The following is a 26,472-nucleotide window of genomic DNA, read 5'->3' as shown; positions in this document are numbered from 1 at the left end:
CGCCACGCGGCGCAACGCAGCCGAGCCTGAACAGAGGAATGCACTGATGTCCCCGTCCCGGGAGAGTCATCTGGTCGAGCTGGTGGACGAGACGGGTCAGCCCGTCGGCTCGACCACCGTGGCCACGGCCCACCAGCCACCAGGCCGGCTGCACCGCGCCTTCTCCGTGCTGTTGGTGGCACCGGACGGTCGGGTACTGCTCCAGCGCCGCGCCGCGATCAAGACCCGGTTTCCGCTGCGCTGGGCCAACTCCTGCTGCGGCCATCCGCAGCCGGGCGAGCCCCTGTCCGTGGCGGCCAACCGTCGACTCGACGAGGAACTGGGTGTCGGGCCGGTTCCGCTGACCGAGGTCGGCGTGCACATCTACCGGGCCGAGGACCCGGCCACCGGGCGCATCGAGGTCGAGTACGACCACGTCCTGCGCGGCGAGTTCCGGTCGGACGAGCCGCTGCACCCGGAACCGTCGGAGGTCGCCGAGCTGCGCTGGACGGACCCGGTGACCCTGGCCACCCAACTGATCGAGGATCCCGATTCGTACGCCCCGTGGCTCGGCGGGGTGCTGGACCGGCTGTTGCACCCGTCGAGCCCGGCCCAGCTGCCCCCCAGCGACCCGTCGGAGCGGTCGGGTGGCCGATGAGGCGCTGAGCGCCGGGGCGGTCGCCCGACGGCTCGGTGTCGCGGTCACCACGCTGCGCACCTGGCACCAGCGGTACGGCCTCGGGCCGAGCCAGCACGTCCCCGGCCACCACCGGCGCTACACCCCGGCCGATCTGGCTCGGCTGGAGATCATGCGGCGGCTCACCGCCGAGGGAGTCAACCCGGCGGAGGCGGCCCGCTGGGCCCGGCAGGCACCGGACCCGGTGTCCGCCCGCACCCCACGCCCGGTCCGGTCCACCCCGGCGCGGGCCGGCGGTGGCGCGACCATCCCGGTACGCCGAGCCGGCCCGGTGGCTCGCGGCCTGGCCCGAGCCGCGATGCGGCTGGACGCCGAGGTGATCAGCGAGACCATCGCCCGGTCGATCGCCACCGACGGGGTGGTCGACACCTGGGACCGACTGCTCCGCCCGGTGCTGGTCGGCATCGGTGAGCGGCATGCCGCCACCGCCGCCCTGATCGAGGTGGAGCACCTGGTCTCCCGGTGCGTGTCGGCGGCGTTCGCGGCGGTCGTGGCAGGTTGTCCCGCCCCCGCCGGGCAGCCACCCCGCATCCTGCTCTCCTGCGCCGACGAGGAGCAGCACAGCCTGCCGCTGGAGGCGCTCGCCGCAGCGCTCGCCGAGGTGGGCGTCAACCATCGGATGCTCGGTGCGCGGGTGCCGGTGAACGCCCTGCTGGACGCGATCGACCGGACCGGGCCGGCCGCCGTGGTGATCTGGTCACACACCCGGGTCACCGGCGACCCGGCCCAACTGAGCGCGTTGCTCGGCGCCCCACGCCGACCGCTGCTGGTCATTGCCGCAGGGCCGGGGTGGCCGGCCGACAGTCTGCCCGCCGGTGTGGTCCACCCCGGTGGACTGGCCGAGGCGGTCTCGCTCGCCGTCGCCGTACGCGACTCACTGGACCGGTCCGCCGCGTCCTGATCCCTCGTCCCGGGAAGATGCCGCGCGCTACGACGCCCCTACCCGCTGCTATCCGCCGAAAAGGGGTGAACTAGCGTCGGGGTTTGCGTACCCGAACCCCTCTCGGGAGCGACCCATGCGTCCTCGTCTGCTGCTCGCCTGCCTCACCGGGCTGACTCTCCTGCTGTCCGGCTGCGGCACGGGCTCCGCCGAGCCCAACCCGACACCCGCCGACGCACCCCCGTCGGCCGCCCTGCCGGACCCGCCCGCCCCACCGAGCCCAACCGCCTCGCCGAAGCCCAAGCTGCGGCCGCTACCGGCCAAGCTGCCGGCCGGCCTGGTACGCACCACCGGGGGCAAGAAGGTGGCGCTCACCTTCGACGACGGTCCGGACCCGGCCTGGACACCGAAGGTGCTGGACCTGCTGAAGGCAGCCAAGGTCAAGGCCACCTTCTGCGTGGTGGGTACGCAGGTCCGCAAGCATCCCGAGCTGGTCCGCCGGATCGCCCGGGAGGGCCACCAGCTCTGCAACCACAGCTGGAACCACGACCTCAACCTGGCTCGGCGACCGGTTGCCGAGATCCGCGCCGACCTGACCCGGACGAACCGGGAGATCCGACGTGCCGTTGAGGACGCGAAGGTGCCGTACTACCGGCAGCCGGGCGGCCGGTGGACCGCCGAGGTGGTCAAGGTGGCCAAGCAGTTGGAGATGCGCTCGCTGCACTGGACGGTCGACCCGCAGGACTGGGCCCGGCCGACCGCCGCCACGATCCAGAAGCGGGTGCAGCGGGCCGCCCGGCCCGGCTCGGTGGTCCTGCTGCACGACGGGGGCGGCAACCGGGCGGCCACCCTCGCCGCCTGCCCGAAGGTGATCGCCGCCCTCAAGCGCGACCACGGCATCACCCGGCTCCGCTAACCCCCTCCTGACCTGCGGCTTCATGAGCGCCTGCGGCTGGTGGCATACCGGTTTGGTCGTCCGGTCAGCCATCACGTATGCTTTCCAAGCCTCCGGCGGGGCCGGATGGGAGCAAGTCCGCACAGAGTTGCGAATGTGCAATGATGGCGGGGCCGCCCTCATCGTCTAGCGGCCCAGGACGCCGCCCTTTCAAGGCGGTAGCACGGGTTCGAATCCCGTTGGGGGCACGGTCCGGCTTCGGCCGGAGGCAACACCAGCAAGGTCCTGTGGAGCAGTTGGAGTGCTCGCCGCCCTGTCAAGGCGGAGGTCGCGGGTTCAAGTCCCGTCAGGACCGCAAGCGCTGACCGCCGCGCGCACCACGCGCGGCGTTCTGCGTATCGGGACAGGTGACCCAGTCGGCGGCGATCCCGCCGGGTAACATGGCCCGAGCAGCAGGGCCAGGTAGCTCAGTTGGTACGAGCGTCCGACTGAAAATCGGAAGGTCGGCGGTTCGACCCCGCCCCTGGCCACATAGCCTTTCGCCGGGCTACAGAGGTCCCCACCAGCGGAAACGTAGGTGGGGATCTTGCTGTATGCCCTCACTTCGCAGCCCTCGGGCACCTGTCGGTGCTCGCCGTCGGCGCTGCGACCCGGGCCCTGAGCAAGCTGCGCAGTCGGACAGCAGCCGGTATGGTCCGGGCGTATGGGAGACCGGCCGCCCGACATCCGACAGGAGCACGAGCGGTTCGCGCTGCGGACCACGGCGCTGGTCCCCGCGCCCGTGGAAGCCGCGTACGAGACTTTCACCACCAGGCTCACCGACTGGTGGGTGACGGAGTACACCTGGTCCGGCCCGGACGTGCTCGCCGAGTTGGGCATGGAGCCTCGGGCCGGCGGGATGCTCTATGAGATCGGCCCCTACGGCTTCCGCAACGACTGGGGTCGGGTGCTGATCTGGGATCCGCCGCGTCGGCTGGTGTTCACCTGGCAGATTGGCCCGGATCGGGCACCGGTGCCGGACCCGGCGCGGGCCAGCGAGGTCGAGGTGATTTTCACACCTGCGGCCGTCGGCACCCTGGTCGAGGTCTCACACCGGCATTTCGACAGGCACGGCGAGGCAGCCGAAGGCTATCGGCAGGCGCTCACCGCCGGGTGGCACGAGCTGCTCTCCCGGTTCGCCGCGACCGCGGTCGCCGAGCCGGCGTGAGGCCGGGCCAGCCCGGCCGTGGGAGCGTTCAGGTGGAGCGGTGCCGCAGAGTGGCGATGGTCGAGCCGGCGAGGGTGAGCAGGCATTCGGGCAGCAGGCCGTCGGCCGCCGCCGCACCGAACAGCGCCCGGGCCGTCTCCAGGTCGGAGTTGGCGTACGCGCTGACGAAGCGCGCCACCCAGCGGGCGTCGTACTCGGCCTGGTCGATGCCGGGGAAGTCGAGCGCGCAGGCGCCCGGGGGCACCGGATCACCGACCATGGTCGCGGCCAGGCACCACGCCACGTCGTACGCACCGGTGAGGCCGTCCCGGTCGACGACCGCGTCGAAGGTCCCCACCACGGCGTCGGAGTCTCCGTCGAGCGCCGAGCTGAGGATCGCGGTGGCGTCGGCAAACGTCTGCTGTGGCGAGTCGGTCACGCACCGCACAGTAGGCGTGCCGGTCAAGGAGACCGCGATCGTCACTCTCCGTGCATAAGCTAGGCGACCTGCGGATAGACGACCCTCCACGGTCCCGTCGTCCGGGTCGGCACGTTAGTCTGCGCAGCGGACCTTCGCGGAGGAAGGACGACAATGCACATGTCACGCGGTACGCGGAGCGCCGTCATGGCGGTCTGCGCCACGCTCCTGCTCGCCACCAGCGCTTGCGGGGATGACCAGCCCGAAGAGGCGACCGCCCACCAGGTGCGCCTCTACGGCACCGACGGCAACATGTCCAACTCGTACGCGGAGGAGCTGGGCGATCGAGCCAACCTGGTCGATGGCATGAAGGGCACCACCCCGCTCACACCGCTGCCCGAGGACTTCAAGAAGCGGCTACTGTCCGTCGATCCGAAGTTGGACGGCTTCCTCTACGCCGCCGAGTCATACGACGCGGTGGTGATCAGCGCGTTGGCCGCTGAGGTCGCGGGCACCACCGATCCGACGGCCATCGCCAAGCAGATCGTCGGGGTCACCAACACCGGCACCCGCTGCGGGACGGTGGCCCAGTGCCTGCGCCTGATCCGCGAGGGCAAGGACATCGAGTACCGCAGCGTCTCGATCACCCGGGCCGGGTTCACCGATGTCGGTGAGCCGGCGACCGCCAGCTACGCCACCCTGCACTTCGACGGGCAGCAGCTCAACGACGCCAAGACCGAGTTCGTCGGTGCCGGTGACGAGTCCGCGGCCAGCAACAAGCGACCGCCGCGCGGTAACGCCTCCTCGTCCCCCGACGGGCCGCTCGTCATCGGCGGACTGTTGCCCAAGACCGGTGACCTCGCGATCGCCTACCCGCCGCTGGCCGCCGGCGCGGCGCTGGCCATCAAGGAGATCAACGCGGCCGGTGGGGTGCTCGGCGAGGAGGTGGTCTGGGTCGACGGTGACGACGGCACCAACCCGGCGATCGCCAAGGCGACCGTCGCCCGGCACGTCGACGGCGGCGTCCACGTGATCATCGGTGCCGGTGGTTCCGGGATCTCCGCCGCCGTGCTGGAGGACGTGGTGAAGGCGGGACGGATCCTGTTCTCGCCGTCGAACACCGCGGCGAACCTGACCGAGGTCGACGACCGCGGCCTCTACTTCCGCACCGCACCGCCGGACGGGCTCCAGGGTCGGGCGCTGGCCGACGTGATCCTCCGGGACGGCCCGCAGAAGATCGCGATCGTGGCCCGTAAGGACTCCTACGGTGAGGGTCTGCAGGGCATCGTCCGGGCCGAGTTGGAACGGGCCGGGTTCGGCGGCGACAAGGTGAAGCTGCTCGGCTACCAGCCCGGCGAGGACGCCAACGCCGCGCCGATCGACTTCAGCGCCGGCGCCAAGGAGATCAAGGACTTCGGTGCCGACGCCGTCCTGATCATCGGGTTCGGTGAGTCCGCCGCCGTGGTCCGGGCCCTGGCGGACGCCGACGTACCGCTGGCGGCGCTGGCCAACAGCTGAGCGCACCCGCGACGGCCGCACCGACACCCGTCGGTGCGGCCGTTTCCGGTTGTCTCAGCGTCGCCGGTCGAGGAATTCGGTCATCCGGCGCCGCTTCTCCTCGTCCTCGAAGAGCACCGCCTGGCTGACCAGGTCCAGCTGCGGGTGTGCGGCGGCCGGGGCGTCGACGGCGAGTTTGGTCAGCCGCAGCGCCAGCGCCGAGCCCTTGGCCATCTCGTCGATGAGCGCGTGCGCCGCCGGCAGCAGTTCGTCCGGGGTCGCCACCACCCGGTTGACCAGGCCGATGCGCAGCGCCTCCGCAGCGTCCACCCGCCGCCCGGTGAACAGCAGTTCCTTGGCCCGGGTCTCACCGACAAGCGCCGGCAGGCGGTGGGTCGCGCCGGCACCGGCCAGAATGCCCAACCGCACCTCCGGCTGGCCGAACACCGCCCGCTCGGTGCACACCCGAAGATCGCAGCCGTACGCCAGCTCGGCGCCACCGCCGAGCGCCGGGCCGTCGACGGCGGCGACGGTCGGCATCGGTAGCGCCCGGATCCGGGCGAAGGCCGCCGAGTTGATCGCGGCGAGAGCGTCCAGCCGGCCGCGCTCGCGCAGTTGGGCGATGTCCGCGCCGCCCGCGAAGATCCCGTCGGTGCCGCCGGTCAGCAGCAGCATCCGGGGACGGGCCTCCAGTTCGGCGCAGACCTCGTGCAGCGCCGCGATGAGGTCGGCGTCGATGGCGTTGCGCTTCTCCGGCCGGTCGAGGGTGACCACCAGCCGGTCGGGAAGCTCCTCGACCCGCAGCCCGGCGCTCACCGTGTCGCTCCCGGCGCGGCGTCGGAGGCCGGGTCGGTGGTCGGGGCGGCCGACTCGGTGCCGCCCGAGCGGACCCCGTCGACCCACTGGTAGAAACCCTGGCCCGACTTCTTCCCCAGGCGGCCCGCCGCGACCATCTCCACCAGCAGCGGCGGCGGCGCGAACCGGTCGCCGTACGCGGCCTGGAGGGTACGGGCGATGTCGAGGCGCACGTCCAGGCCCACCAGGTCGGTCAGTTCCAGCGGGCCGATCGGGTGCCGGTAGCCGAGCGCCATCGCCTTGTCGATGTCGGCCGGGCTGGCCACCCCGTCGGCGACCATCCGGATGGCTTCCAGCCCGAGGGTGACCCCGAGTCGGGAGGTGGCGAAACCCGGCATGTCGCGTACGACGACGGGGTCCTTGCCCAGCCGGTCGGCGAGCGCGCGGGCCGCCTCGGTGGTCTCCGCGGCGGTGGCCGGGCCGACCACGATCTCCAGCAGCGCCATCGCCCAGACCGGGTTGAAGAAGTGCAGCCCGCAGAAGCGCTCGGGCCGGGCCAGTTCCCCGGCCAGCTCGGCAATCGCGATGCTTGAGGTGTTGCTGCCCAGCAGGGCGGGCTCCAGTCGCTCCGCCTCGGCCAGCACGGCCCGCTTCAGCTCCAGCCGCTCCGGTACCGCCTCGACGATCACCGCCGGTTCCGGGGCGACCTCGCCGAGCCCGGCCCGCAGGGTGACCGAGGCGCGGTTGGCGGCGGCCTGCTCAGCGGTCAGCTTGCCGCGCTGTACGGCCCGTTCCCAGAGTTGGGCGAGCCGTTCGACGGCCGCCTCACCGCGGGCCCGGTCGAGCTCGACCAACTCCACCGCATAACCCGCGCCGGCTGCCACGTACGCGATGCCCAGGCCCATCGTGCCGGCACCGACCACGACGAATCGCTGTGTCATCGATCCACCACCGCTCCGTGACGGCCCTCGGCTCCCGCGTGGCCGTTGGCGCGCGGGATCGCCGCCACGCCGGAGCCGGTCCGTACCCTCCGCTCAGTCATGGTGCGACCCTATGCAGCACGATCATCGTCGCGTGCGTGGGGGCGGGCGAGATCGGGTAGGAACCGCTGACAACCAAGGGAAGGGACGAACTGATGAGCCAGGCACCGGAGACCGGTACGGAGGCCCAGGAGACGGTCGAGACGCGCGGCGACGAGCGTGTCGAGTTGCTGCGCGCCGACACCAACAACGACGGCCGTACGGACGTCTGGGTGGTCGACACCGACGGCGACGGCAAGGCCGACCTGTTCCAGTTCGACACCGACGGCGACGGCAAGGTGGACGTCACGATGGTCGACATCGACGAGGACGGTCAGCCCGACGAGGTCGTCGACGGCGACGGTGGCCTCCCCCCGGAGCAACTTCCCCCCACCGTCCAGGTCTGAGTTGTAAGGAAGGGCCCCCTGTTAACGCCTCCGGTATAGCAAGGGGCCCCTCTTAACGTTCGCGCCCGGTCAGCCGGGCAGCCGCAACGTAGCGAGATAGTACGGAGCGTCGCGATCGTCGATGTCGGTCAGTCGCCAGGCGGTGCCCCGGACCAGGTCGGCCAGCTCGTCCGGGGAGCAGACCAGGTAGTCGAACCAGGTGGTGGCCAACTCGCGGTACCGCAACCGCAGCCGTAGCTGCCCGCCGAGTCGGCCTCGACGCCGGTTCTGTTCGTGGTAGCCGGTGTGCACTGGGTCGCGGGTGCCGTACGGATCGGTGCCATGGGCGATGACCTGCGCACCGGGGTTGGCCATCGCGGCCAGCGCGGCGAGGAAGGCGGGTGCCCGTTCTCGCCCCTCCAGCAGCCCCAGGTTGTTGCCGAGCAGCAGAAACGTGTCGTAGCGCCGCCCACTCGCCGCGTGCTCGTCCACGGTGCCGTGCACCAGTTCCCGTACGCCCCGACGGCGGCACACCGCGAGCGCGCCCGGTGAGACGTCCAGCCCGGTGACCGGTACGCCGCGCTCCTGCAGCAGCAGCGCGATCCGCCCGGCGCCGACGCCGACGTCCAGGGTGGCGCCGCGTACCCGGTCCACGGCGCGGTGGTCGTGCGGTTGCCACTCCTGCGGCCCGTCGAGGTACTGCGCGGCCGGTGCCCCGTTGATCAGCCCGTCGTCGCGTTCGATGATCTCGATGACCGGGCGGGGTACGCGCCCGCCGGCCAGCGGTCGGGGACCGATCCCGGTGGCCACCGCCAGCGTGTCGCGCAGCAGTTCCCCGAAGACGTCACCGATTCGTGGTTCTCCCGTCACACCTGCCACGCTATCGGCCTGCTCATTGCCCGTCCGCGCCCGTACGCTGAGGGGGTGACCACGTTGGACCGCCTCGCGGCGGAGAAGTACATCCTCCTCACGACCTTCCGCAAGGACGGCCGAGCGGTGCCCACCCCGGTCTGGGCGGTTCGCGACGGCGACGCCCTGGCGGTGTGGACCGCGTCGGACGCCGGCAAGGTGAAGCGGATCCGGCGCAGCGGAGAGGTCACGGTGGCGCCGTGCGACGTCCGTGGCCGGCCGCACGGCGCGGCGGTACCGGCCCGGGCGACCCTCTACGACCCGGGCGCGACCGAGCACATCCGCGGCCTGATCAAGCAGAAGTACCGGATGATCGGCCGGCTGACCCTGCTCGGCAGCCGGCTGCGTCGCGGGCAGGGCGGGACGGTCGGCATCCGGCTCGAACTGACCGACCCGAGCTGACCGGACCGGGCGGGCTGCCTGCCCTGACACGCCGCAAGGGCGGCGGATCTGACGATCCGCCGCCCTTGCGCTCAGCTCTGTTATCCGTCGTGCAGTCAGTCCCCCTGGCGCTGCTGCGGGATCTGACCCTGCAGCAATGCCCTGACCTCCGACTCCCGGTAGCGACGGTGGCCGCCCAGGGTCCGGATGGCACTCAACTTGCCAGCCTTCGCCCAACGGGTCACCGTCTTCGGGTCGACACGGAACATCGACGCCACCTCGGCCGGTGTAAGTAGCGGCTCTGGTTCGTGCGTTCGCGATGCCATCGGTCACTCCTCCACATGTATAGACATCGGCCGGGGTCCCGCCGGCCGACGCGTCTCCCATGGTCCGGCTAGTCCCCGATGTCCGACATGGGCCGAACGGCCGAACGTCCCTAGACGGACGGATGAACCATGCCCGATATATAGGACTTTTACACGCCAGAAGCCACCTTATTCGGACTCATGATCACGGTTCGTGATGCATCAACTACGAAGGAGCCTCGTGTTGTGGCCCGACATTGATGGACAATGCCCCACTAATTGCCCCGGCACGCCGGGCTAGTTGCACCGCTCCAAAAGTTGCACGGCGCGCCACCGGGCGACCAGCTTGTCGTACGCTGCGGACGCCTCCTCCGCCTCGCCCTGGGACAGCCCGGCCAGCCCCGCCGCGACCAGCTCCGGCGAGTCGTCGTCCGCCAGTGTCTCGTCCGAGAGCAACTCGACCAGGCCGCCGTAGTCCAACTCGACCACCGAACCCGGGTGGAACTCCTCCAACCACCGGGCTGCCTCCTCGACCGCCTCGGTGATCGGGGCGTCCCCGATCGACTTGCGCAGCACCGACAGGGCCCGCGAGGAACGACGCCGCGCCTTGGAGATCTCCGTCCGGAACCGCAGCGCCCGACGCCCCGGCGCGGTCACGTGCTGCCGCTCCTCCGCCTCGAACAGCACGAACCAGCGCAGCGGCACCCCCCAGGTGGCGACCTGCTCGTGCACCCGGGGCACGCCGCGCTCCAGCACCCGGGCGCCGCTGCGCCAGTCCTCCACCACCGCCTTGGCCTGCCCGGCCAGCACCGGCGGGACGAACGCGTCGGCCAGCACCGGCGGCACGCCGTCGCGCGCGCTCAACGCCGCCTCGGCCACCCTGATCCGCAGGTTCCACGGGCACACCAGCAGCGTCTCGTCCGTCTCCAGGACGTACGCCTCCTCGGGCAGGTCGGGCAGCCGGGTCCAGCCGGCGCCGAGCGCCTCGATCACCGAGGTCCGCTGCCGGCCCGGCCCTTCCACCGGCGCCACTGCCCGCCCCTGCTCGACGTAGCGCCGCCAGTACGCCTGGCGGTCCCGGTCGAAGGCGGTCAACGGCTCGTACACGCGCAGGTATGAAGCGAAGAGCGACGGCACGGCGCGATCCTCCCACGAATCGCAGGCCGAGCGTTGCTCGGCGTCATCGTGGCCGTGAATGGGTGCCCGCTGGACGGGACGAGGTGCTCGCGCAAGCAGCCCGAGGTCAGCCGATACTAGGCTCGCTACACCGGCAGCATCCCCGCCGGCAGTAGACCAGGTCCGCGTCCCACAAGGGCGCCCACCGACACAGGAGCCAGTCATGGGCGTATTCGCCAGCACCGACGACCCGGAATCCACCGGCCACGAGCAGGTCGTGTTCTGCCAGGACAAGCAGACCGGCCTGAAGGCGATCATCGGCATCTACTCCACCGCGCTGGGCCCCGCGCTCGGTGGCACCCGCTTCTACCCGTACGCCAGCGAGGAGGAGGCCCTCGCGGACGTCCTCGACCTGTCTCGCGGCATGGCGTACAAGAACGCCCTCGCAGGTCTGGACCTGGGCGGCGGCAAGGCGGTCATCTGGGGCGATCCGGCGCAGATCAAGACCGAGGCGCTGCTGCGCGCGTACGGCCGCTTCGTGGAGTCGCTGGGCGGGCGCTACTACACCGCCTGCGACGTGGGCACCTACGTACCGGACATGGACGTGATCGCCCGCGAGACCCGGTACGTCACCGGCCGCAGCGTCGAGCACGGCGGTGCGGGCGACTCCTCCATTCTCACCGCCTGGGGCGTCTTCCAGGGCATGCGGGCCGCGGCCGAGCACGTCTGGGGAGTGCCGACGCTGCACGGCCGACGGGTCGGCGTCGCGGGCCTGGGCAAGGTCGGCAAGTATCTGGTCGGCCACCTGGTGGAGGACGGCGCCGAGGTGGTCGCGACAGACGTCAGCCCGCAGGCACTGGAGTGGGCCCGGACGACCCACCCGCAGGTCTCGCTCCTCGACGACGTCTCCGCGCTGGTCGCCGCCGACATCGACGTGTACGCCCCGTGCGCGCTCGGCGGCGCGTTGAACGACGACACGGTGGCGGCGTTGCGCGCGAAGGTGATCGCCGGCGCGGCCAACAACCAGCTCGCCCACCCGGGCGTCGAGAAGCTGCTGGCCGACCGGGGCATCCTCTACGCGCCGGACTACGTGGTGAACGCCGGCGGTGTGATCCAGGTCGCCGACGAGATCGAGGGCTTCGACTTCGAGCGGGCCAAGTTGCGCGCCACCCGGATCTACGACACCACCCGGGAGATCCTCCGGCTCGCCGACGCCGACGGCGTCCCGCCGGCGGTGGCGGCCGACCGGCTGGCCGAGCGGCGGATGGCCGAGATCGGCCGACTGCGCGCGATTCACCTGCGCTGACGACTCACCGGCGAGGGCGGGGCCGTTGGTCCCGCCCTCGACCGTCGTTCCCGGCTAAGCTGAGGATACGACGCATTCGTGAGGTTTCACCCCGTGTCACGACCGTTCCCGGCATCGCTCCTTACCGGGTACAATGGGTGACGACCGCACGACCGCAACGCGCGGTGGCGGTCGACGGTAACCCGAGGTGCCGAACGGTGGCATCCCCATGTACCGTAAGAGCCACGAGAGATGCCTGACGTCATCGGGGCCCGCCTTCGGGCTGCCCCGCATTCTGTGCGAGGGGGTCGAGCCATGGGGCGCGGCCGTGCTAAGGCCAAGCAGACAAAGGTGGCGCGGGAGTTGAAGTACCACTCCCCGAACACCGACCTCGCCGCCTTGCAGCGAGAACTCGGCGGCGGCGGTAAGTCGGACCGCAACTTCGACGACGACTACCAAGAGTACGTCGACGATGACGAGGACCATGCCGAGGACGACCCGGACAAGTGGGTACGTCCGACCCGCTGACCCCCGGTCACATCTGAGCACGCGGTAACTCCCCGCGTGCTCACGTATGTGCCCGCTAGGCGGCGTAACACCCGACGATCCAAGGGCCTGCCACGCCCGGACACCCTCTGGCAGTGTGGCGGGCCCTTGGTTCAGCCCGGTCAGCGTGGCCGGTTGTTCCAGTTGTAGAACGTCGGGATGTTCTCGAAGTGGTTCCAGGCGCAGACCGCGCTGGCGCCGTCGCCACCCGCCACCTCTGCCCGTGACTGTCGCGCGACTTCGGCCTCGTGCAGCAGCGCAGCGAGCCCGGTGGCGGCCTCCCGCACCCGGGAGGCGACCTGGTCGGGTCCCTCGTCCGTCACTCGCTCAGGCTCCCGGTGACTGGTGGTTTCGGGCATGCTCCAACACTCCCTCCAGTAGGCGGATCTTGCTGTTGCGGCAGTGCTCGGTCTCCGTACCGTCGAAACGCCCCAGCTCGAAGTAACGGTTCGCAGCGTGGCCTCCGCCACAGAAGCCGAAGTAGGGGCACGACGAGCGGCACGCCTCCACCCCGGTCAGGAACTCACCCACCCAGGCGGTGTGCTCCGCCGCGTCGGCGAGGATCGCGTGCAGCGGGGTGGCAAGCACGTTTCCGCTGCTGAAATCGCCGTAGCGAGGGTCGGTGAAGCCGGCCAGCTCGGGCGAGAGCACCACGACCGAGCCGTCGTACGCGATGGTCGGGATCGGGTCGAGGCGGCGCGGCAGAAGATCATCGGCGGTGCCGTCCAGCACGGCCGCGGCGTACCGCAGCGACCACTCGACCTCACGCAGATGGATCCGCGGCTGCCGACGCCAGGCGGCCACGAGTTCGGCCCAGAACCCGGTCACCACGGCCGGGTCGTGGGCGTTGGTCCGGGTGTTGACGCCCTCGGTCTCCTCGATGTTCACCCCGAGCACCTCGCAGCCCAGGTCGAGGCAGTAGTCGTACAGCTCCGCCGCCCGGCCGGGTGCCGGATCGTTGACCACCGCGAGCGCCGAGAAGGGCAGGTCGTGCCGGCGCAACGCCGCCACCCCACGAACGATCCGGTCGTACGCGGGCCGGCCCGACCGGGTGACCCGGTCGCCGTTGCGCTCCCGGGGGCCGTCCACGCTCACGCTCACCCGCATGCGATGCGCCACGAAGAACTCGCACCAGGCGTCGTCGATCAACGTGGCGTTGGTCTGGACGTGGTGCTCCACCTCCGGGCCGAACGGCGCCATCAGCTCCGCCAACTGCTCCCGGCCGGCGGTGAGCGGCTCACCGCCGTGCCAGACCACGGAGAAGCGCGCCGACGCCGCCCAGGGGTTCACCGAGGCGGCCACCGCCTCCGCCACGGCGACCGACATCCGTCGGTCGGCCGCCCGAAACGGCAGGTAGCAGTAGGCGCAATCGAGGTTGCAGAGCGTGGTGGGCTGCATCACGACGTACGACGGGACGGCAGCCATGCCGCGCATCCCATGCAGTGACCGTCCCGGTGCAGCCATCGCCCTCCTCGTAACAGTTGAAGGCTGCCGGGCACACCCCGGCAGGGCATGCCCACAGCGTTGAGGGTGCCCTTCAGGCTAGGCCGCGATGGCCACTCGGGTGAAGCCCGGATCAGGTGGCCGTGAGCTCAGCTCACGTCACCCGCGGGTGTGCTGACCGACCATCTGCACCTCGCCGGTGCCCTCGATGATCTCGCCCACCTGCCAGGCGTCGACGCCCCGGCCGGTCAACGTGGCCAGCGCCCGGTCGGCGTCCTCGGCCGAGACGATGGCGAACATGCCCACGCCCATGTTGAAGGTCGCGTCCATCTCCGGGTCCTCGATCCGCCCCTTGGACTGGATCAGGTCGAAGATCGGCTGCGGCCGCCAGGTGGAGCGGTTGACCACCGCGTCCACGTTCTCGGGCAGGATCCGCACCAGGTTGCCAGGGATGCCGCCGCCGGTGACGTGGGCCAGCGCCCGCACCTCGGCCTCGGCGATCAGCTTGAGGCAGTCCTTGGCGTAGATCTTGGTCGGCGTGAGCAACTCCTCGCCGAGCGTGCGCTGCCGGCCGAAGTCGTCGATGACCACGTCCAGCCGCATCCGCCCCGCGCCGAGCAGCACGTGCCGCACCAGGGAGTACCCGTTCGAGTGCAGACCGGACGAGCGCATGGCGATCACCACGTCGCCCACCTCGACCCGATCGGAGCTGAGGATCTCGCTCTCCTCCACCACACCGACACCGGTGGCGGAGATGTCGTACTCGTCGGGGCGCAACACGCCCGGGTGCTCGGCCGTCTCGCCGCCGAGCAGCGCGCAGCCGGCGTAGCGGCAGCCGTCGGCGATGCCGGCACCGATCTCGGCGACCTTGTCCGGCACCACCTCGCCGGTGGCGATGTAGTCGAGCAGGAACAGCGGCTCGGCGCCGCAGGCCACGAGGTCGTCGACGACCATCGCGACCAGGTCGATGCCGACCGTGTCGTGGATGTCCATCTGCTGGGCGATCACCAGCTTCGTGCCGACACCGTCGGTGGACGACGCCAGGATCGGGTTCTTGTACTTCGTGGTGTCCAGCCGGAACAGGCCCGCGAAGCCGCCGAGGTCGCCCATCACCTCCGGCCGGCGGGTCTCCTTCACCTTCGACTTCAGCAACTCGACCGCGCGGTCACCCGCCTCGATCGACACGCCGGCGTCCGCGTACGAGACGGAACGTTTGCGAGCCTGGCGGCCGCTGCCGGCAGTCCAGGGCTGGCGGTCGTTGCCAGCGCCGCTCGGGCTGCTTCCTGCGCCGCTGCGCTCGGACACGTGCGTCACGGTTCTCCCCTTTGTGGTTCTCGGCGGCGGTCGACGGTGACCGACCGCAGCCGGGCGATGCTACGGGCGGTTTGTGGTCGCCGAGATCTTCAGGTCGGAGCGCGACGCGCGACGCGACCGGTTGAGATCGTCGTCAGCTCCCGCAGCGGCGACGAGCGGAGGGACGGGCTGCTCGGCGGAATCACTGTCGTCCGAGTTGTGGGCGACCCGACGGCCGATTCCTTCGAGGACGTGCTTGCCGATCAGGTTGCCGACGGGAAGGTCGATCGGATACTCCCCGTCGAAACACGCCCGGCACAGGCGGGTCTTCGGTTGCTCGGTCGCGGCGATCAGGCCGGGCAGCGAGACGTAACCGAGGGTGTCCGCACCGATGGAGCGCCGGATGCCCTCGTTGTCGAGACCGTTGGCGAGCAGTTCGGCGCGGGTGGCGAAGTCGATGCCGTAGAAGCACGGCCAGGACACCGGCGGAGAGGAGATGCGGACGTGCACCTCCAGCGCGCCGGCCTCACGGAGCATCCGGACGATCGCGCGCTGGGTGTTGCCGCGGACGATGGAGTCGTCCACCACGACCAGGCGCTTGCCGCGTACGTTCTGCCGCAGCGGGTTGAGCTTGAGTCGGATGCCCAGCTGACGCAGGGTCTGCGACGGTTGGATGAAGGTGCGCCCGACGTACGGGTTCTTCATCAGGCCGGCGCCGTAGGTGATGCCGGACTCCTCGGCGTAGCCGATCGCCGCCGGGGTGCCCGACTCCGGCACCGGGATGACCAGATCGGCCTCGACCGGGTGTTCCTTGGCCAGCTGCCGGCCGATCTGCACCCGGGCCGCGTGCACGTTACGACCGGCGATGGTGGCGTCCGGGCGGGCGATGTAGACGTACTCGAAGAGGCAGCCCTTGGGCTCCGGGGCGGCGAACCGGCTGGACCGCAGCCCTTCGGCGTCGATCGCGATCAGCTCGCCGGGCTCGACCTCACGGACCACGCTGGCACCCACGATGTCCAGCGCCGCCGTCTCGCTGGCCACCACCCAGCCCCGCTCCAGCCGGCCGAGCACCAGCGGGCGTACGCCGTGCGGGTCCCGCGCGGCGTAGAGGGTGGTCTCGTCCATGAACACGAAGCTGAACGCACCGCGCAACTGCGGCAGCACCTCCAGCGCGGCCGCCTCGACGGAGAGATCCGGTCGACTCGCCAGCAGCGCGGTCACCAGCGAGGTGTCGTTCGTCGAACCGTCCGCGGTCAGGCCGCGGTCGGTCACCTCGCGCTGCAACTCGGCGGTGTTGACCAGGTTGCCGTTGTGCGCCAGCGCGATGGTCGTGCCGGAGCTGGTGGCACGGATGGTCGGCTGGGCGTTCTCCCAGGTCGACCCGCCGGTCGTCGAGTAACGGGTGTGGCCGATCGCGACATGGCCGCGCAGACTGGCCAGCGTCGGCTCGTCGAAGACCTGGGCCACCAGACCGAGATCCTTGTAAACCACCACGCCAGAGCCGTCACTTACCGCTATGCCGGCCGCCTCCTGCCCCCGGTGCTGCAACGCGTACAGCCCGAAATAGGTCAGGTTGGCAACCTCTTCCTCCGGCGCCCAGACACCGAAGACGCCACAAGCGTCCTGCGGGCCGGGTCGTTGGGGATCAAGGTCGTGGCTCAGCCGGCCGTCGCCTCGGGGCACCTGCCGCTCCCTCTTGCTGGTCTGGACTGGCCTCGCGGAAGCCGAAGGGCCTGCTCCGCGCTGATCGGCCGGGACCACACTGTCGCCTGACAGTGTACGCGAATCCGAGTCGGCACATACAGTCACGTTGTCACCGCTTTAGGTCAGCTGAAACACGCGTCACTCCAGTTCGAGGGGCAGGTACGGGGAGAGGTCGGCCCGCGTCCCGCTCGCCCGTACGCGACCCTCCGTGACCGCCTGGGTCCATTCGAGTCGCCCGGTCGCCAATGCGAGCCAGGTTTCCGGATCCATCTCGACAGTGTTCGGTGGCGTACCGCGGGTGTGTCGCGGCCCCGGAACACACTGAACTGCACCGTAAGGTGGGACACGCACCTCCACCGATCGGCCGGGGGTGCGGTCCGCGAGGGTGGTCAACAGGGCCCTGACCGCCACCCGCAGGACCGACCGTTCGGGCGCGCGGCCCTCATCGAGCGCCGCCATCGCCGCCGCCACTGCGGCGGACTTATCGTACGGAGAGGACACGACGGGACGATACGGCCTCTCCTCGCCGCGCGCGACGCTGGCCCTGGGTCGCGCCGATCCGCCCCGACAAGGCATAGTTGCCGACGGCGTATTCGTACCGTGATGTTCCCCCGGCCCGGCACCCCGCCCGGCCACGGAAAGTCAGTCCGGAAGGCGGTGGACGTGTCAACACACCGACGAGCCTGGCAAAAGCGGGCCGGTGTGGTCGTGGCGCTGGTTGTGGGTGCCCTGCTCGCCGTCCCCGCCACACCCGCCCTCGCCGCGGAGCCGCAGGTACAGATCACCGGCCTATCGTCCGGCACTCTCAGTCCAGGCCAGCGAGCGACTCTCTCATTCCGCGTAACGAATGCAAACCCAATAGAAATCCCACCCGAGGGCGACGCGGTCAACATCAGGGTCAGCACGTCTTTTGGTGAACTCACGTGTGACGGTCGATGCGACTTCACCGAGGAGATCGGCCGCGGTCGGTCACAGAGCTACAGCGTGACCCTCGTGGCGGGCAACGTCGCTGCCGGTGACACGAAGTCCGGCAATGTACAGATCAGTGCCACCATCGGCGGCGAATCCGGCGGCGCCCAGCGCGAAGTCACGGTGCGTGGGCCCAACCCGCCGCCGACCACGCAGGCGCCGCAGACGGTGCGGTCGATTTCCGGCAAGGTGGTCAACCAGGCCGGTGACGGGGTGCCGAACGCGTACGTCCTGCTCAAGGACAGCGCGGGCAAGCAGTACGAGACCAACGCGAACTCCGACGGCAACTTCCGCTTCACCGGCACCAGCGAGCGGCCCATCGCTCCGGGCCGGATCGACCTCGGCGCGAGCGCGAACAGCGTCCGCGAGGTCGTGAGCTTCACGGCGAACGCGGGTCAGAGCGTCACCGGGCAGCGGATCACGCTCGCGATCCAGGCCTCGAACAGCCCGACTCCGACCCCCACCGCCAGCGAATCGGCGGTGCCGACGGAGGACCCGTTCGACGACGAGCTCGCCGACGAGGTGGACGAGGCGCCGGCCGAGTCCGCGGCGCCTCCGGCCCAGGCCAGCAACGAGGACTCCGGCGGCTTCGGCAACTGGCTGCTGGTCCTGCTCGGTGGCCTCTTCGTGGCCGTTGGTGTCGGCACGATCGTGCTGCTCTGGATGAAGCGCAAGGAGAACGACGACGCCGAGGTCGACGGGGATGCACCGGCCGGTGCCCCCGCTGGCGCGGTTCCGGCGGCACGAGGCTCCTTCGCCGGCGCGGACGACCAGACCCGCGTGGTCAGCCGGGTCGGCAACACTCCCGACCCGACCATGGTCGCCGGTGCCGGGATCAGCAACGCGCCGACGATGATGCACCAGCCGATCGTCGACGACGTTCCTCCGGACCCGTACGGCGCGCCGCCCGCACCGCCCTACGGCGCTGCGCCCGGTGCCGCGCAGGCCTGGTCGGGCGGTGGTTACGGCGACGAGCCCGGCGGCTACGGCGCATCCGGTTACGGCAACGCGCCGTCGTCCGGCAGCGGCTACGGCACCAGCCCCTCGTCGGGGGCGGGCTACGGCGGCCGTGACTACGGCGCAGGCAGCGCCGGGGCCGACTACCCGCCGGCCGGTGGCGCAGCCGGCTACGGCGAGCGGTACGACGAGCCGACCGGCCGCTACACCGGCGACGAGACCCGCTACCCGGCGCCCGCCGACCCGTACGCGACCGGGTTGTACGAGCCCGAGGCGGGCAAGGGCTACGGCAGTTCCGAGCCGGCCGGCTACGGCCGGGGCGAACCCACCGGTGGCTACGGCCAGAGCGAACCGACCGGTGGCTACGGCCAGGGTGCGCCCGCTGGTGGGTACGGGCAGGCCGAGCAGCCTGGCGGCTACGGCCAGGGCGGGTCGACCGGTGGTTACGGTTCGGCTGATCGGGACTACAACCGGGGCGAGCCGACCGGCAGCTACGGCAACGGCAGCGGGTACGGGCAGAGTGAGCCCGCCACCGGCTACGGGCAGGGCGCGCCGACCGGCGGATACTCCCCGAGCACGCCCGCCGGCGGTTACGGCCAGGGCGAGACGACCGGCAGCTACGGTCGGACCGATCCCGTAGGCGGTTACGGCCAGAGCGAGCCGACCGGCGGTTACGGCCAGAGTGAGCCGGCCGGCGGTTACGGGCAGGCGGCCGAGCCGACGGGTGGCTACCCGCCGCAGACCGGTGGGTACGGACAATCCGCAGCCGGCTACGGCCAGACCGGCGGGTACGACGATCCCGGCCGCTACGGCCAGGCCGGCTACGGCGGCGGCTACGGCGGGCAGGAGCCCCCGCAGCAGCGCAGCGGTTACGACGGTGGCTACGACCAGAACACCGGCGGGTACGGCCAGGAGCCGCCGCGCCAGCGCGGAGGCTACGACAACGGCTACGAGCAGGGCGGTGCGTACGGCAGCGACCCGGCACAGGCCGGCCGTGGCCGACCGGACGGCAGCCCCACGGAGCGCGGACGCCGGCTCGACTGGCTGGACGACTGAACCAGCCCCGGGGCAGGCGTAAAGAACAACGTGTGACGGGCGACCTACCGCGAGGGGGTCGCCCGTTCCGTGTGTATGCCGTCGGGCGGGCCTGGCCCGTCAGGCGGCGGGTGTGAAGACGCCCTGCCGCAGCAGTGGCACCACTGCCGAACTGTCGACCCGTACGGCGATCTCGACGTCCTCGGCGAAGCCGCCCCCGATCAGTTCACGGCCCGACACGGAGCCCCGGATCGCCGCAGGTACGTCCGGGATGCTGGCCAGCGCCGCAAGTGCCACGGCCGCTTCGACGGAGAGGCCGCCGGGAACCCCGGACAGCGCGTCCAGCACGCTCGCCGCACCGAGCTGATCCTCCACCGACGGGCGCAGCGAGCCGTCCGGCCATTGTTCACCGGCGGCGATCACACCGATCGGTTCGTCTGTCGAGCCGTACCCCTGGGTCAGCAGCCAGCGCCCGACGGCGCGCGCGTTACGCAGGTTGCCCGCGACCACCGGTACGCCGGTGGCGCTGGCGGCCGCACTGATCGCCGAACCGTTCGGGGAGGGGAGCACCAGGTCGGAGACGACAGGTGCCCGGCTCAGCGCGGCCGGCGACAGCGACCACGGATGTTCCGGCGTGACCTGCCGACGCCCGGCGGCGGGCACGGCACCGACCCGGCGCGCGTACTCGGCGGCCTGTTCTCCCCAGGGGAACGGGTGGACGCGCATTCCGCGCCCGACCGCCACCTCGACGGTGGTGGTGAACGACAGCACGTCCACCACCACCAGCACCGCGCAGACGCGGCCGAGTTCCGCCGCCCCCGCGAGGCCCCAGTCGAACCGGGCCCCGGAACCGGATTGGGCGTGAACGGACTCGGCCAACGCCTCAGCGCTCGTCGGCGGAGGGCTGCTCCTGTGGTGCGTCGGTTGCGGTGTCCTGCTCGATCGGCTGCTGGCGGACCGGCGGTGCCGCCCGCTCGACCGGCCGGTCGTCCTCGGGCGACTCGACGCCGTCGGACACCGGCACAGCAACCTCCGCGTGCGGGTCGGCGTCCTCGACCGAGGGAACCGGGTCGGCGTCCTCGACCGACGGTACCGGGTCAGCCTCGACCGGCGCCTCGACCGCGTCCACCGGCGCGGCCTCGACCACGCTGTCCTGCGCCGTCAACTCGACCGGCTGCACGCCACCGAACAGTGCCGGCAGCGTGGCACTGTGCGCCTCCCGCAGCTCGTCCAGGCCGATGCGGAACTGGCCGTGCACCTCCAGCGCGCCGCCCGTGGAATCGGTGACGCCGATGAGCTCCCACGGCACGCCGTGCTCGGCGCAGAGCGCGGTGAACGCCTTCTCGTGGCCGCGAGGCACCGAGACCAGCACCCGACCGGCGGACTCGCTGAACAGGAAGACGAAGGGCATCGAGTTGCCCTCGAAGCGCTCCGGCACCGCGATCCGCGCCCCGACGCCGTAGCGCAGGCAGGACTCCACCAGGCTCTGCGCGAGGCCACCATCGGAGAGGTCGTGCGCCGAGCTGACGTGGCCGACCCGCGCGGCGGCGGCCAGCAGCTCGCCGAGCCGCTTCTCCCGGGCCAGGTCGACGTGCGGGGGTACGCCACCGAGGTGCTGGTGGGCCACCCAGGCCCATTCCGAGCCGGAGAGCTCCACGTGCGTCTCACCGAGCAGGAAGAGCTGGTCGTGGTCGCCGCTGGGCCGCGGGACGAAGCCCATCGCCACCCGCTCGGCGACGTTCTCCAGAACGCCGAGCACACCGACCACCGGCGTCGGGTGGATCGCCGCCGCCCCGGTCTGGTTGTAGAAGCTGACGTTTCCACCGGTGACGGGGATGCCCAGCTCCGCGCAGCCGTCGGCGAGACCGCGGACCGCCTCGGCGAACTGCCACATCACGCCCGGGTCCTCGGGGGAGCCGAAGTTCAGGCAGTCGGTGACCGCGATCGGCGTCGCCCCGGTGACCACCACGTTGCGGTACGCCTCGGCCAGCGCCAACTTGGCACCGTGGTACGGGTCGAGCCGGGCGTACCGGCCGTTACCGTCGACCGAGAGCGCCACGCCCAGGCCGGTCCGCTCGTCGATCCGGATCACGCCGGAGTCCTCCGGCTGGGCGAGCACGGTGTTGCCCAGCACGTAGCGGTCGTACTGCTCGGTGACCCAGGTCTTGTCGCACAGGTTCGGCGAGGCGATCATGCGCAGCACGGTCTCGCGCAGCGCGTCCGGGTCGCTCGGCCGGGGCAGCGTCTCGGCCCGGTCGGCCTGGAGCAGGATCAGGTCGGCCGGCTCCCGCATCGGGCGGGCGTAGACCGGACCGTCGTCCACCAGCGAACCCGGCGGCACGTCGACCACCAGCTGGTCCCGCCAGGTGATCAGCAGTCGACCCGGCTGGCCGTCCGGCTCCGGAGCGGTGACCTCGCCGATCGCGGTGGCGAGCACGCCCCACTTCTCGCAGGTCTTGAGGACGGTCTCGAGCTTGGCCGGCTCGACGACCAGCAGCATCCGCTCCTGGGACTCGCTGGCCAGGATCTCGTGCGGGTCCATCGACGGCTCGCGCAGCGGCACCCGCTCCAGCCAGACCCGCATGCCCGTGCCGGCCGCCGCGGCGGTCTCGGTGAGCGCGCAGGTGAGCCCGGCACCGCCGAGGTCCTGGATGCCGGCGACGAGTTCGGCGTCGTACAGCTCCAGGCAGGCCTCGATCAGCAGCTTCTCGGTGAACGGGTCACCGACCTGCACGGAGGGGCGGCGCTGCTCGCTGCCCTCGGTGAAGGTCGCGCTGGCCAGCACCGACACACCGCCGATGCCGTCGCGGCCGGTCTTGGCACCCATCAGCACCACGACGTTGCCGGGGCCGACGGCGGCCTTGTTCTGCAGGCGGCTCACCGGCAGTACGCCGAGGCAGAGCGCGTTGACCAGGGGGTTGCCCTGGTAGCAGGGGTCGAAGACCACCTCGCCGCCGATGTTGGGCAGGCCCAGGCAGTTGCCGTACCCGCCGACACCGGCGACCACGCCGGGCAGCACCCGGGCGGTGTCGGGGTGGTCGGCCGCGCCGAAGCGCAGCGGGTCCATCACCGCGACCGGGCGGGCGCCCATGGCGAGGATGTCCCGGACGATGCCGCCGACGCCTGTCGCCGCGCCCTGGTACGGCTCGACGAAGCTCGGGTGGTTGTGCGACTCGACCTTGAAGGTCACCGCCAACTCGTCGGAGACCCGCACCACACCGGCGTTCTCCCCGATGCCGGCGAGCAGCCGGTCACTCGGCGGGGCCTTCTCGCCGAACTGGCGCAGGTGCACCTTGCTCGACTTGTAGGAGCAGTGCTCGCTCCACATGATCGAGTACATCGCCAGCTCGGACTGGGTGGGCCGACGGCCCAGGATGTGCCGGATGCGGTCGTACTCGTCGTCCCGGAGCCCCAGTTCGGCGTACGGCTGAAGTTCCTCCGGGGTGCCCTCGGCGCGCGGCACGGTGTCCACCCGGTCCGCCCAGTCGGCCTGCCCGGAGGCGTGCCGGGCCGGTGCGGCGGCCGGATATGGCTGGACCGGCTGTGCCGGCGTGGCCGGGACTGCCTCCGGGGTCTCCCGTACCGGGTCCGGATGCGTAGTCATGACCTCTCCTCGTTGCGCTCGCCGCCGTACGGGCGGGTGAGCCGACCGATGATCCCGACGCGGACGGTCACGCCGGCGCCCCCACCAGGTGCTTGAGCACCGAGGTGAAGAAGCCGAGGCCGTCGAGGGAGGGGCCGGTGAGCGCCTCCACCGCGTGCTCGGGATGCGGCATGATGCCGACCACGTTGCCGGCCGGGTTGGTGATGGCCGCGATGTCCCGCTGAGAACCGTTCGGGTTGACGCCGACATAACGGGCGACGACCCGACCCTCGGCTTCGAGGGCGTCAAGCGTCGCGGGGTCGGCGACGTAGCAACCTTCGCCGTTCTTGACCGGGATCAGCACCTCCTGGCCGGGCTGGAAGGCGTTCGTCCAGGCGGTGCCCGCCGACTCGATGCGCAGGATCTGGTCGCGGTTGCGGAAGTGCAGGTGCTGGTTGCGGGTGAGCGCACCGGGCAGCAGGTGGGCCTCGCAGAGGATCTGGAAGCCGTTGCAGATGCCGAGCACGGGCAGGCCGCCGGCAGCGGCGTCGACGATGGTCTCCATCACCGGGGCGAACCGGGCGATGGCCCCGCAGCGCAGGTAGTCACCGTAGGAGAAGCCGCCGGGCAGGACGACCGCGTCCACCCCGTGCAGCTCCGGGTCACCGTGCCAGAGGCGTACGGGCTGGGCGCCCGCGATCCGGACAGCCCGAGCGGCGTCCCCGTCGTCGAGCGAGCCGGGGAAGGTCACCACTCCGACCCGCGCGGTCACGACCGGGCTTCCGCGGGCTCGTCGGCCTCGACCAGGTGGACGGTGAAGTCCTCGATGACCGGGTTGGCGAGCAGCTTGTCGGCGATCTCCCGGGCCCGGTCCAGGTCCGGTTCACCGGTGAAATCGATCTCGATGCGCCGACCGATCCGCACCGAGGCGACATCGTTGACACCGAGCCGGGGCAGCGCGTTTGCGACGGCCTGGCCCTGCGGATCGAGGATCTCGGGCTTGAGCATGACGTCGACGACGACGCGAGGCACTGGGCACTCCTGACTGTGTACGCAGTTGGGTGCCGACCCACAACGGGCGAGCGCAGCCAGCCTACCTGGCAGATGTCGCACCGGACGCACCGGTGGGAGGGCGTCGAGGCGCGGCTCGCGGCCACCCGCCTGGCCCTGTCGAGAACGATACGGGTTCGTTGCTGTCCCGATACGGCATTGTTGCCCGATCTCCCGGCGGGTCGCGTAACGCACGGGTCGGTAGGTCCTGGCCGAAGGTGGACACCGAGCACGACTGGGCCCGACATCGGGAAATCCGACTGTTACATCTACTTGTTTGAATGAACCTCTTGTGAAACACCTCACCCAGCCCTACGGTACATCGTCAGACGTCGATTTATCGGTGTCGCGGTGACGGACCACCCCCCGCCCGTCGCCGCAGGTCGACCCGGCCACCCGGGTCCCGCGATCCCCGAAGGAGCCCTACCGATGCGCATCCGATCCCTGCTCGCGGTCCTCGCCACAGCCCTGGCCGGCGTGCTCGGCGCCAGCTCCGGCGCTGTCGCCGCGCCCGTCGGCCCGTACATCATCGGCGGCGGAACCGTCTCCTCCGCGCCGTGGGCCGCGGCGGTGTTCAGCAACGGCTCGTTCACCTGCTCCGGCACGATCATCGCCCCGCAGTGGGTGCTGACCGCCCGGCACTGCCTCGGCGGCACCATGTCCGTGCGGGTCGGCAGCGTCTACTACGGCTCCGGCGGCGTCACCCGCACCGTCAGCGCCACCTACGGCCGCTACGACCTGGCCCTGATGCGCCTGTCCAGCTCGGTGAGCACCAGCTACGTCACGCTGGCCAACAGCAACCCGCCGGTCAACTCGACCAACACGATCTACGGCTGGGGCATGACCTGCTACAGCGGCTGCGGGGCTTCTCCCCAGCTGAAGACCGCCTCGGTCCGGGTGACCAGCACCAACGTCACCGACGCGTACGGCGGGCAGGCGATCCGCAGCACCCGGATCAACGGCAACGCCTGGCGGGGCGACTCGGGCGGCCCGCAGTTCTACAACGGCGCCCAGGTCGGCGTCGCCTCCACCGCCGACGGCCAGAGCATCCAGAACTACGGCAGTGTCGCCTTCAACCGGGCCTGGATCACCTCGGTGGCCGGTGTCTGACCGAAAGCGTCCGATGCGGCGCGGAAGGTGGGCAACGCGCCCGCCGTCCGCGCCGCGCTGTTTTTCAGCATCCGAGCAGGTGAACGCGGCTCACGTTGCCGGGCGTCGGCGGCTGCCAGCATCGAAAACGTGCTGGTCGTGACGACGGATCAACTTCCCGGCTACGAGATCCGCCAGATCCTCGGCGAGGTGGTCTCCTCGATGGCCAGGACCCGCAACCCGTACCGCGAGGGCGTGAAGAACCTGCGCGGTGGCGCGTACGACCCGATGGCGCCGGACAACCTCACCCGGTGGCGTACCGACTCGGTGGCCCGGCTCGGCGAAGAGGCCCGCCGGCTCGGCGCGAACGCCGTGGTGGGGATGCGGTTCGACAGCCGCGACTGCGGCGAGATGTGGATGGAGATCTGCGCCTACGGCACCGCCGTGATCGTGGCACCCAAGGTCCCCGACGTCATGCCCCCCGACCAGCCACTCATCGCCGCCGAAACCGCCAACGACCCGTCCTTCGCCAGCACTCCCGGCGGCATCGCCGAACCCGCAAGCGCCCCCAACCTCCGCACCGCCGCCGAAACCCCCACCCGCGACAGCTAACCCACGCCCCTACGCCCACTGCCCCCGCCCACGCCCACGCCCACGCCGACGCCGATCTTGCACTTTCGGTCGCCGTTTTGCGGCTTTCACTCGCTTATGCCCTGACAGAAGGTGCAAGATCAGCGCTCTGGGAGGGCGTGCGCACAGGGAATGCGCGTGCGCAGGCAGTGCCGTCGCTCGCCTTGTTCGCAGCCCTGCCCGCGATGGCGCCCTCACCCCTGCCCACACGATGCAGCCCGCGCCGATCTTGCACTTTGGGTCGCCGCTATGTGGCTTTCATCCGTTGATGTCGCGACAGAAAGTGCAAGATCGGCGCGCGGGGCTGGGTGCGCGGGGCGGGGGTGGGAGGGGAGGGGGTGGGAGGGGAGGGGGTGGGAGGGGGGGGGGGGGGGGGGGGGGGGGGGGGGGGGGGGGGGGGGGGGGGGGGGGGGGGGGGTGGAGGG

The 26,472-nt window shown here is 71.2% G+C and carries 27 protein-coding genes and 3 tRNA genes; 15 read left to right on the top strand and 15 right to left on the bottom strand.

Features of this window, described 5'->3' with window-relative positions:
• Positions 1-46 precede the first annotated feature (46 nt).
• The 7 genes from idi (at position 47) to EG812_RS21985 (ending at position 3,658) form a co-directional block, all read left to right on the top strand.
• Positions 47-637, top strand: coding sequence for an isopentenyl-diphosphate Delta-isomerase (gene idi, locus EG812_RS22015; RefSeq protein WP_013730891.1), 591 nt, complete (start codon positions 47-49; stop codon positions 635-637).
• On the top strand, positions 627-1,577 hold the full coding sequence (locus EG812_RS22010) for a MerR family transcriptional regulator (protein WP_013730890.1): 951 nt from the start codon (positions 627-629) through the stop codon (positions 1,575-1,577). The genes idi and EG812_RS22010 overlap by 11 nt, the downstream gene beginning before the upstream one ends.
• A gap of 115 nt (positions 1,578-1,692) precedes the next feature.
• On the top strand, positions 1,693-2,472 hold the full coding sequence (locus EG812_RS22005) for a polysaccharide deacetylase family protein (protein WP_126712635.1): 780 nt from the start codon (positions 1,693-1,695) through the stop codon (positions 2,470-2,472).
• Between the two features lie 154 nt (positions 2,473-2,626).
• Positions 2,627-2,699, top strand: a tRNA-Glu gene (locus EG812_RS22000).
• A 33-nt stretch (positions 2,700-2,732) separates the two neighbouring features.
• A tRNA-Asp gene (locus EG812_RS21995) sits at positions 2,733-2,806 on the top strand.
• A gap of 101 nt (positions 2,807-2,907) precedes the next feature.
• Positions 2,908-2,981: transfer RNA gene (locus tag EG812_RS21990), tRNA-Phe, on the top strand.
• Between the two features lie 173 nt (positions 2,982-3,154).
• Entirely contained in the window at positions 3,155-3,658 is a 504-nt protein-coding gene (locus EG812_RS21985; protein WP_013730888.1) for an SRPBCC family protein, read from the top strand.
• A gap of 28 nt (positions 3,659-3,686) precedes the next feature.
• On the opposite strand, the gene EG812_RS21980 is transcribed toward EG812_RS21985, so the two are convergent.
• Entirely contained in the window at positions 3,687-4,076 is a 390-nt protein-coding gene (locus tag EG812_RS21980) for a hypothetical protein (RefSeq protein ID WP_013730887.1), read from the bottom strand.
• Positions 4,077-4,229: 153 nt separating this feature from the next.
• Between EG812_RS21980 and EG812_RS21975 the strand changes: the two genes are divergently transcribed.
• On the top strand, positions 4,230-5,573 hold the full coding sequence (locus EG812_RS21975; RefSeq protein ID WP_126712634.1) for an ABC transporter substrate-binding protein: 1,344 nt from the start codon (positions 4,230-4,232) through the stop codon (positions 5,571-5,573).
• 54 nt (positions 5,574-5,627) lie between these two features.
• On the opposite strand, the gene EG812_RS21970 is transcribed toward EG812_RS21975, so the two are convergent.
• A complete protein-coding gene (locus EG812_RS21970; RefSeq protein ID WP_126712633.1) occupies positions 5,628-6,368 on the bottom strand; it encodes an enoyl-CoA hydratase/isomerase family protein in 741 nt (246 codons plus the stop codon).
• Positions 6,365-7,288, bottom strand: a complete 924-nt coding sequence (locus EG812_RS21965) for a 3-hydroxyacyl-CoA dehydrogenase family protein (RefSeq protein WP_013730884.1) — start codon at positions 7,286-7,288, stop codon at positions 6,365-6,367. The genes EG812_RS21970 and EG812_RS21965 overlap by 4 nt, the downstream gene beginning before the upstream one ends.
• Positions 7,289-7,482: 194 nt before the next feature.
• Between EG812_RS21965 and EG812_RS21960 the strand changes: the two genes are divergently transcribed.
• Positions 7,483-7,773 carry a hypothetical protein gene (locus tag EG812_RS21960; RefSeq protein ID WP_013730883.1) on the top strand — a complete coding sequence of 97 codons (291 nt, stop codon included), beginning with the start codon at positions 7,483-7,485 and terminating at the stop codon, positions 7,771-7,773.
• Positions 7,774-7,842: 69 nt separating this feature from the next.
• Here the strand turns inward: EG812_RS21960 and EG812_RS21955 are convergent, their stop codons facing one another.
• The gene (locus tag EG812_RS21955; RefSeq protein ID WP_126712632.1) at positions 7,843-8,622 is read right to left on the bottom strand and encodes a class I SAM-dependent methyltransferase; all 780 of its coding nucleotides are present in this window, start codon (positions 8,620-8,622) and stop codon (positions 7,843-7,845) included.
• Between the two features lie 54 nt (positions 8,623-8,676).
• On the opposite strand from EG812_RS21955, the gene EG812_RS21950 reads away from it, so the two are divergent.
• Positions 8,677-9,063 (top strand): PPOX class F420-dependent oxidoreductase, encoded by a 387-nt coding sequence (locus EG812_RS21950; protein WP_126712631.1) that lies wholly within the window; start codon positions 8,677-8,679, stop codon positions 9,061-9,063.
• Positions 9,064-9,158: 95 nt separating this feature from the next.
• On the opposite strand, the gene EG812_RS21945 is transcribed toward EG812_RS21950, so the two are convergent.
• On the bottom strand, positions 9,159-9,368 hold the full coding sequence (locus EG812_RS21945) for a BldC family transcriptional regulator (RefSeq protein ID WP_007073996.1): 210 nt from the start codon (positions 9,366-9,368) through the stop codon (positions 9,159-9,161).
• A 276-nt stretch (positions 9,369-9,644) separates the two neighbouring features.
• Positions 9,645-10,484 carry a DUF8083 family protein gene (locus tag EG812_RS21940; protein ID WP_013730880.1) on the bottom strand — a complete coding sequence of 280 codons (840 nt, stop codon included), beginning with the start codon at positions 10,482-10,484 and terminating at the stop codon, positions 9,645-9,647.
• Positions 10,485-10,686: 202 nt separating this feature from the next.
• On the opposite strand from EG812_RS21940, the gene EG812_RS21935 reads away from it, so the two are divergent.
• Both EG812_RS21935 and EG812_RS21930 read left to right on the top strand, forming a co-directional pair.
• Complete coding sequence (locus tag EG812_RS21935; RefSeq protein ID WP_126712630.1) at positions 10,687-11,769, top strand: Glu/Leu/Phe/Val family dehydrogenase; 1,083 nt, start codon at positions 10,687-10,689, stop codon at positions 11,767-11,769.
• 294 nt (positions 11,770-12,063) lie between these two features.
• Positions 12,064-12,276: a DUF3073 domain-containing protein gene (locus tag EG812_RS21930; RefSeq protein ID WP_043719245.1), complete on the top strand. Its 213-nt coding sequence runs from the start codon at positions 12,064-12,066 to the stop codon at positions 12,274-12,276.
• A gap of 140 nt (positions 12,277-12,416) precedes the next feature.
• Here the strand turns inward: EG812_RS21930 and amcA are convergent, their stop codons facing one another.
• The 5 genes from amcA to EG812_RS21905 all read right to left on the bottom strand — a co-directional run bounded on the left by amcA (position 12,417) and on the right by EG812_RS21905 (position 17,193).
• On the bottom strand, positions 12,417-12,653 hold the full coding sequence (gene amcA / locus EG812_RS21925; protein ID WP_126712629.1) for a multiple cyclophane-containing RiPP AmcA: 237 nt from the start codon (positions 12,651-12,653) through the stop codon (positions 12,417-12,419).
• Positions 12,622-13,728, bottom strand: coding sequence for a cyclophane-forming radical SAM peptide maturase AmcB (amcB, locus tag EG812_RS21920; protein ID WP_286047851.1), 1,107 nt, complete (start codon positions 13,726-13,728; stop codon positions 12,622-12,624). Before amcB ends, amcA begins: the two co-directional genes overlap by 32 nt.
• Positions 13,729-13,896: 168 nt before the next feature.
• Positions 13,897-15,051, bottom strand: coding sequence for a phosphoribosylformylglycinamidine cyclo-ligase (gene purM / locus EG812_RS21915; RefSeq protein WP_126712627.1), 1,155 nt, complete (start codon positions 15,049-15,051; stop codon positions 13,897-13,899).
• A gap of 60 nt (positions 15,052-15,111) precedes the next feature.
• Entirely contained in the window at positions 15,112-16,713 is a 1,602-nt protein-coding gene (purF, locus tag EG812_RS21910) for an amidophosphoribosyltransferase (protein ID WP_013730874.1), read from the bottom strand.
• A 159-nt stretch (positions 16,714-16,872) separates the two neighbouring features.
• Positions 16,873-17,193, bottom strand: a complete 321-nt coding sequence (locus tag EG812_RS21905; RefSeq protein ID WP_126712743.1) for a sterol carrier family protein — start codon at positions 17,191-17,193, stop codon at positions 16,873-16,875.
• 525 nt (positions 17,194-17,718) lie between these two features.
• Here EG812_RS21905 and EG812_RS21900 point away from each other — a divergent pair.
• Positions 17,719-19,716, top strand: a complete 1,998-nt coding sequence (locus tag EG812_RS21900; RefSeq protein WP_013730872.1) for a carboxypeptidase-like regulatory domain-containing protein — start codon at positions 17,719-17,721, stop codon at positions 19,714-19,716.
• A 99-nt stretch (positions 19,717-19,815) separates the two neighbouring features.
• Here EG812_RS21900 and EG812_RS21895 read toward each other — a convergent pair whose 3' ends face one another.
• The 4 genes from EG812_RS21895 to purS form a co-directional block, all read right to left on the bottom strand.
• A complete protein-coding gene (locus EG812_RS21895) occupies positions 19,816-20,574 on the bottom strand; it encodes a 2-phosphosulfolactate phosphatase (RefSeq protein ID WP_126712626.1) in 759 nt (252 codons plus the stop codon).
• A gap of 4 nt (positions 20,575-20,578) precedes the next feature.
• Entirely contained in the window at positions 20,579-23,299 is a 2,721-nt protein-coding gene (gene purL, locus EG812_RS21890; RefSeq protein ID WP_126712625.1) for a phosphoribosylformylglycinamidine synthase subunit PurL, read from the bottom strand.
• 67 nt (positions 23,300-23,366) lie between these two features.
• Positions 23,367-24,050, bottom strand: coding sequence for a phosphoribosylformylglycinamidine synthase subunit PurQ (gene purQ / locus EG812_RS21885; protein WP_013730869.1), 684 nt, complete (start codon positions 24,048-24,050; stop codon positions 23,367-23,369).
• On the bottom strand, positions 24,047-24,310 hold the full coding sequence (gene purS, locus EG812_RS21880) for a phosphoribosylformylglycinamidine synthase subunit PurS (RefSeq protein ID WP_013730868.1): 264 nt from the start codon (positions 24,308-24,310) through the stop codon (positions 24,047-24,049). Before purS ends, purQ begins: the two co-directional genes overlap by 4 nt.
• A 447-nt stretch (positions 24,311-24,757) precedes the next feature.
• Between purS and EG812_RS21875 the strand changes: the two genes are divergently transcribed.
• The gene (locus tag EG812_RS21875; RefSeq protein WP_013730867.1) at positions 24,758-25,438 is read left to right on the top strand and encodes a S1 family peptidase; all 681 of its coding nucleotides are present in this window, start codon (positions 24,758-24,760) and stop codon (positions 25,436-25,438) included.
• Positions 25,439-25,465: 27 nt separating this feature from the next.
• The gene (locus EG812_RS21870; protein ID WP_013730866.1) at positions 25,466-26,029 is read left to right on the top strand and encodes a YbjQ family protein; all 564 of its coding nucleotides are present in this window, start codon (positions 25,466-25,468) and stop codon (positions 26,027-26,029) included.
• The last annotated feature ends 443 nt before the right edge of the window (positions 26,030-26,472 follow it).

The sequence above is a fragment of the Verrucosispora sp. FIM060022 genome (assembly GCF_003977705.1).
Lineage (GTDB): Bacteria > Actinomycetota > Actinomycetes > Mycobacteriales > Micromonosporaceae > Micromonospora > Micromonospora gifhornensis.
This window is presented reverse-complemented; position numbering and strand designations above follow the sequence as displayed.